This is a genomic window from Mycoplasma sp. 4423 (assembly GCF_054353855.1).
Map to the genome: position 1 here is coordinate 44,495 of NZ_JBTHHJ010000008.1, position 6,753 is coordinate 51,247.

Sequence of the window (6,753 nt, forward strand, 5' to 3'; positions counted from 1 at the left end):
AGAAATATGATTAAAATTACTAAAGAAAAACTGAATGAAATTGTTAAAACTTTGATGTTTGAACCTACCAAGCAAGTAGTTAATGACATCCTTGAAAATTGAAATAAACTGCAAAAACAAATTAAATATTTTGATAAATTAGATTTAACAAATGTTAAACCAATGAGTCATATTAATGAAAGTTATCAAATTGATTTTCTTAGAGAAGATGAATATAATGAAGAAGATCGCATTACAAAAGCAAGAATATTATCTAATGCACCTGAATCAGATGGTGATTACCTTAAGTTAACAAAGGTGGTAAAATAGTGCGTAGAATCAAACATCTTGGAAATTATGATGCTGCATACAATGATTTAAAAAATGATAAAAACAATGCTGTTGCGTACTTATTTCCTTATAATACAGATTTTTATACCAAAGATATGAGTTTATCAAAAGCAGTTTTAACAATTAAAGATAACTATGCAACTAAATGTGCTCCAACATCAGGATCATCAAAAATTTTAGAAAATTTTGAACCTGGTTATTCAGCTACTGCAGTTAAAAAACTATATGCTAATGGAGCACACTTTGTTGCCAAAGTACATCTTGATGAATTAGCACTCGGAGGAACCGGAACATACAGTGGATACGGGTTAATAACAAATCCGTTAGATAAAAATCGTTATGCAGGTGGTTCTTCATCAGGTTCTGTTGCTACATTTAATGAAAACATTTCGATTGCATTAGGTTCTGATACTGGTGATAGTGTAAGATTACCAGGTAGTTATAATGGAATCCCAGGATTTAAACCATCATATGGAGCAATCAGTCGCTACGGATTATATGCTTATGCATCTTCGCTTGACACAGTTGCTTATTTTGCTCATAATGTTAACGATATTATTGCAATGTCACAGGTGTTATATGGTAAAGATAACAAAGATATGACATCTGTAGATGTTGAAATTAAAGATGTTATTAAAAGTAAACCTAAGAGTGTAATTGCACTTGATTTTTCACAATTTTGTGAAGATTATATCAATGATGCATATCAACAATTGTTGCAAAAGTTATCTGCTACAGGGATAAAAGTTGAAAAAATTAAACCAAATATAGATATTTTAAGATGTGTAAAACCTGCTTATGAAATAATTTCTTATTCAGAAGCAAGTTCAAATTTAGCTAATTTAACAGGTATCGGTTTTGCAAATCGTGTTGATGCAAGTTCATGAGAAGAAATTATTCGTAGCACTCGTTCAAAACACTTTGGAAAAATGGTTCAAGAACGCTTGTCGCTAGGTAGTTACTTTTTATATGCTGAAAATGTTGAAGAAATGTTATTTAAGGCTCAAAAAGCTCGTAGGGTAATAGTTGAGTATTGAAAATCCTTGCAAGATCAAGGTGATTTAGTTATTTTCCCAGCCTTTGCTGCAGTTGCTCCTACTTTTGATGCTCCTAAAGACTACGATGTGATGAGTTATATCTTAACTACTGCCAATTTAGCAGGGAATCCATCGATTACATTACCATTAGCAAAGCATCATAATTTACCATTTTCGATAGCATTAGAAACCAAGATTTATGATGATAAAAAGTTATTAGCATATGCAGAATGATTTGAAGAACTAATCGGAGAAAAACATGAATAATTTTGAAACAATTATTGGAATTGAAATCCATGTTGAATTAAAAACTAAAACTAAAATGTTTTCTGCAATGTTAAATGATTATAATGCACCGGTAAATACCACAGCAAATCAAATTGATTTAGGATATCCAGGGACCTTACCACAAGTTAATAAGCAGGCTGTAAAGTATGCTATTGCACTTGCTAAAGCATTAAATATGCAAATTGATACACAATTACACTTTGACCGTAAAAATTATTTTTATCCTGATTTACCAAAAGGATATCAAATCACTCAATTTTACCGTCCGATAGGTAAAAACGGTAAAATTGATATCATAGTAAATGATAAAATACAAAGTATAGCAATTGAAAGAATCCATTTAGAAGAAGATACAGCACGCCAACATCATAGTGAGCAAGGGACTTTATTAGATTACAATCGTGCCGGAGTTCCACTGATTGAAATTGTAACATATCCTGTGATAAAAAATGCTGATGAAGCTGCAGCATATGTCGATATGATTAAAAAGACTGTGCAGTCACTTGATATATCAGATGGAAAACTAGAGCAAGGAACATTACGTGCTGATATTAATATTTCTTTACGTCCTTATGGTGTAGAAAAATTTGGTACAAAAGTTGAAATTAAAAATATGAATTCGCTTTCTAATATTAAAAAAGCAATTGAATATGAAATTAAATTACAAAGAAGTAAGTTACTTTTAGGACAAGAAATTTTACAACAAACCAAGAGATTTGACGATCAAAGCAATGCTAATGTTGTAATGCGAACTAAAACAGCAGCAGTTGATTATCGCTACTTCCCTGAACCTAATATTCCTTATATCAAACTTTCTGATGCATTTATTAATTCAGTAGTATTAAAAGAACTACCACTTGAGCGAAGAGTTAGATATCAAAGTCTAAAAATTCAAAATATTTATATCAATAGCTTATTAGATGATATTAAATTAGCACAGTATTTTGATTTGATTCCTTATGAAAATAAAGAAGCTTTATCAAAAGTATTTTTTGCTGAAATAGTTTCACTTGCTAACTTAAAAGGTGTTTTAGCCTATGATTTAGGGATAAAAGTTGAGGATATCGCTAAAGCAATGCAACTTTTAGACCAAGGAGTTATTTCAGGTAAGTCTCTAAAGAAATTGATTCCTTTACTTGTAAACTTTGATTCTGATATCAACGATCTTTTAGACCAACATCAACTTAAACAAATTTCAGATCCAAAACTTATTACAAATTATTTACAAGCAATAATAGAAAATAATTCAGCATTAGTTTCTGAATACTTAAATCGGCCTGAAAAAGTATTGAAGTTTGTGCTAGGTAATTTAATGAAACAGACAAATGGACAAGTAAATCCGATAATTTCAAACGAAATTGCAGTTAAGGTTCTCGATGCTCGCTTCAAAAAATAAACCACTTAGTTACAAAAAACTAATTAAAATGCGAATACCAAAAAAGATATATAAAAGATTTTATCTTAATATTGTTTATTTTGCTACCTTTGATTTCTTTTATTGGATTTATGAGTTTTTTATCAAAGGAATTATTAGTATTTTTGCTTTTGTTTTAATTCGTAGTTATAACCAAAATCAAAAAGTTAAGCGTCGTAAGGTTGTAAACTATGTTTATGATAAATTCTCTTCATCTGAATATAATTTTATTTGACTCTCTACTGCTTTTTATATGTTAATTTCCTTTGTTTCTGTTATTTATATTGTTTATTTTTTAAACATTACCATAAATGATAACATTGGTTCATTTACAAACTATGTAGATAGTTTTTATAAAGAAACAGTTGAAAACAAATATGGTAACACTAGTACTTTTCAAGCACTTTTTAATGTTACTATCTTTAATAAATTTATTCCAGGTGGAGATCTTTATTTTAACCCATCACCTGGTAAAATACAGGTTAATAATTTGCTACAAAAGTTATACACCTTGATTCCTGGTTCTTTTGTAGCTTTACCTGCTTTATACATAGCAGCAGGTGGTTATGGAAAACTTATCACTTCTTATAATGTAATTTATTCGCACGAAAAAGTAGGAACATATTGAGGCAATAAAGCAAAAGGGCTGTTTATCGTACTTGGTGTAGCTATAATTTTATGAACAATGTCTACTCTTAATATCTTTATTCAAGCTCGTTTATTCAATGCACACAGACTTGATGGAAGTGGTGTTAACGACTTGTTATATATTATTTTTACTATAATATTTTTTATCATAATATTTTTATATTTATTTAAATTTGTTCCTTCCTTTAAAATAAATTTTAAAGGCATTTACAAAGGTGTTATTATTTCTGCTCTTCCATCTGTTATTTTAGTTATCGCATATACATATTTAAGTAGATTATTTACCAATAATAACTATGGAGCAGCAGTAGGATTCTTTTTTAGTATCGGATTCTTTGTGAACTGATTTGTGTATTTTATGTTTTTAGGAATTACATTTAATAATGCATATTATAAAAGTTATATTAATACAAGGACGATACCAAAAAAAACCTTGGCATGATGGTTTTAAAAAAAACTTATCGATATGGATAAGTTTTTTATTAATCACAAATATTGGTATCTATAATATTATTTAGATGCCTTCTTTTCAAGACGTTTGTTAAATCTATCAATTCTTCCAGTTGCTTTTGCTTGTGTTCTATTTCCAGTATATACAGCATGACATCCTGAACAAACATCAACTGTAAAATGTTTTTTAGTTGAATTAAATTGAAATTCACTTTGACATGTTGAACAAGTTACTTTAACTTGATGGTAATCTGGGTGTAAATCTTTTTTCATATTTATTCCTTATTATTTTGAGTAGAACTCAACTACTAATGAGTCTTTAATTTCTGGGTGAATTTCTGTTCTTTCTGGTAAGCGATCCAATTTTACACTAAAGTCTTTTCTGGTTAATCAAGCAGATGCTACTTTATTTGCTAAACTTTCAGTAATTTGTACATTTGCTCTTGATTTTTCTTTTAATTCAATAACATCTCCTACTGATACAGTTATTGAAGGAATATTAGCTTTTTTACCATTTAAGGTGAAATGATTATGGTTAACTAATTGACGAGCTTGTCTACGTGTTGAAGCGAATCCGGCACGATAAACAAGGTTATCTAAACGTAATTCTAATAATTGTAGGAAGTTGGTACCTGTAATACCTTTTAATTTGGTTGCTCTTTCAAAAGTTCTACGAAGTTGTTTTTCGTTAAGTCCAAATAGGTGTTTTACTTTTTGCTTTTCATATAAGTGCAATCCGTAATCTGATAGTTTAACTTTTTTATTTCCGTGTTGCCCTGGTGCATATGTTCTTTTTCTACCTTTAGAAAACTCTTTTCCGGTTTCTAAAATTGAAAAACCAAGACGACGTGATTTTTTAAATACTGGTCCAGTATATCTTGACATTTATCCTCTTTTCTGCATATAGAAGAGGGTTTATTTCTTGTTTAATAACTTTAACTTAATGCTTTCAAAATTCAGCTTTATCTACTAACAAGTTATACGCGTTAAATTTATACAAAACAATAACAAACTGCTGCTAATTTATGCTTCTTAATTCTATCACAATTTTGTTTTTATAAAAATTAAATGATTAGAATTTTGCAAGAACATGATCAAGTTCATGTTTGTGGTTATCTACATAAACTGTAGCTTTTTCTTCTGAAATAGGTTTTACCTTAGTTCCATTAATACGGTAAATTTGCACATTTTTAGCACCTAGGAATTTTCATGTTCCTTCAAGTCATGAAACATGTGAACCTCATTGATACCAATCTTGTGGCGCTCCTTGTGAAGCAATAATCAAAACATTAAGGTGATCTAATAATCCAATTGCTTCACCTTTTTTAGAATATTTATATGAAAAAGTTTTATCAGCTAACGAAACACTGTCAATAAAGTTTTTAACTACAACTGAAGCAGCAAAGTTAATCATTGATGTAGAAATAACTACTAAATCAGTTTCTTTTAACAAATTAATTCACTTATCTGAATCAATTTGTTTTCAATAATCTGGGTATGTTTTTTTGGTTAAAAAGATGTCTCCATGAGTTTCATTTAGATCAAATCTTTTAACATCTTTACCTTCACTTTTAAATTTTGTTTCAAGATAATCCATAGTATCACCGGTATATGATGAATGATCCTTGTTAATTAAATTACCGTCTAAAAGTAATATTTTTTGCATTAATTCTCCTTTATTTATTTAGGATATTATTATACTATTTTTCTAAAAAGTATAAAAAAACTTGCATTTTTATAGGTTATTTTTCGTTTTTTGTTTTGTAGTTGATTAAGAGTGGATTTTAATTACTAGATATATTTATATTTTGTATCGAATTTTATAAATAACAAATAAGTTATAGAAAATAATTTATAATATATAACCAAAGGTGGTAGAGATGAACAAAAAAATACCTGAAATAAGATTTAAGGAATTTACTGGTGATTGAGAAGAGGATCTCTTGGGAAACATTTACGATTATGCTTCTGAGGGCGGAACCCCAAATACAAACATAGAGAATTATTATAAAAATGGAAAAATTCCTTTTTTAAAAATAGAAGATACATCAAGCAAATATGTTTATCAAACAAATAATTTTATTACTGAAGAAGGTTTAAAAAATTCTTCTGCATGAATGATTAAAAAAGATAGCATAATTTTTACAAATGGAGCTACTATTGGAAATGTTTCTATCAATAAAATACCCCTTTGCACAAAACAAGGTATTTTAGGGATAGAAATAAGAAATAAATTTAACCTGGAATTTGTATATTATTTACTAAAAACATGAAATGTTCATTCTCAAACGCTTAAAAATGTTACTGTTGGTACAATACCAACAATTACACTAGGAAATTTTAGTAATATTACTTTTAAAAAACCTAAAAATACAACTGAACAACAAAAAATCTCCCAACTTTTAACTTCCTTAGATTCTTACCTTACACTTCATCAGCAAAAATATGACTTTTTAATGAATATTAAGTCTACATTGCTATCTAAAATGTTCCCTGATCAAAATTCAAAATTTCCTAATATTCGTTTTTCGGAATTTACTCACGCTTGAGAACAGGAGGCTCTGGAATCACTCTTTGATTCATATG

At 28.6% G+C, this 6,753-nt stretch carries 8 protein-coding genes; 5 read left to right on the plus strand and 3 right to left on the minus strand.

All coding sequences use genetic code 4. The features are described 5' to 3' along the window. The first annotated feature begins 6 nt into the window (after positions 1-6). The 4 genes from ACXYRN_RS02090 to ACXYRN_RS02105 are packed head-to-tail and all read left to right on the plus strand — an operon-like array spanning position 7 to position 4,168. Complete coding sequence (locus tag ACXYRN_RS02090) at positions 7-309, plus strand: Asp-tRNA(Asn)/Glu-tRNA(Gln) amidotransferase subunit GatC (protein WP_458607494.1); 303 nt, start codon at positions 7-9, stop codon at positions 307-309. Continuing rightward, positions 309-1,634 (plus strand): amidase family protein, encoded by a 1,326-nt coding sequence (locus tag ACXYRN_RS02095; protein ID WP_458607495.1) that lies wholly within the window; start codon positions 309-311, stop codon positions 1,632-1,634. The genes ACXYRN_RS02090 and ACXYRN_RS02095 overlap by 1 nt, the downstream gene beginning before the upstream one ends. After that, complete coding sequence (gatB, locus tag ACXYRN_RS02100; protein WP_458607496.1) at positions 1,627-3,051, plus strand: Asp-tRNA(Asn)/Glu-tRNA(Gln) amidotransferase subunit GatB; 1,425 nt, start codon at positions 1,627-1,629, stop codon at positions 3,049-3,051. Before ACXYRN_RS02095 ends, gatB begins: the two co-directional genes overlap by 8 nt. After that, positions 3,032-4,168 (plus strand): YhjD/YihY/BrkB family envelope integrity protein, encoded by a 1,137-nt coding sequence (locus tag ACXYRN_RS02105; RefSeq protein ID WP_458607497.1) that lies wholly within the window; start codon positions 3,032-3,034, stop codon positions 4,166-4,168. Before gatB ends, ACXYRN_RS02105 begins: the two co-directional genes overlap by 20 nt. Before the next feature lie 59 nt (positions 4,169-4,227). On the opposite strand, the gene rpmE is transcribed toward ACXYRN_RS02105, so the two are convergent. The 3 genes from rpmE to ACXYRN_RS02120 all read right to left on the minus strand — a co-directional run bounded on the left by rpmE (position 4,228) and on the right by ACXYRN_RS02120 (position 5,833). Continuing rightward, positions 4,228-4,440: a 50S ribosomal protein L31 gene (gene rpmE, locus ACXYRN_RS02110; protein WP_435130593.1), complete on the minus strand. Its 213-nt coding sequence runs from the start codon at positions 4,438-4,440 to the stop codon at positions 4,228-4,230. Between the two features lie 12 nt (positions 4,441-4,452). After that, positions 4,453-5,052, minus strand: a complete 600-nt coding sequence (gene rpsD / locus ACXYRN_RS02115) for a 30S ribosomal protein S4 (protein WP_458607498.1) — start codon at positions 5,050-5,052, stop codon at positions 4,453-4,455. A gap of 187 nt (positions 5,053-5,239) precedes the next feature. Then, the gene (locus ACXYRN_RS02120; RefSeq protein ID WP_458607499.1) at positions 5,240-5,833 is read right to left on the minus strand and encodes an FMN-dependent NADH-azoreductase; all 594 of its coding nucleotides are present in this window, start codon (positions 5,831-5,833) and stop codon (positions 5,240-5,242) included. A gap of 214 nt (positions 5,834-6,047) precedes the next feature. Between ACXYRN_RS02120 and ACXYRN_RS02125 the strand changes: the two genes are divergently transcribed. Then, positions 6,048-6,753: restriction endonuclease subunit S (locus tag ACXYRN_RS02125; RefSeq protein WP_458607500.1), on the plus strand; the 706-nt coding region annotated here is incomplete at its 3' end.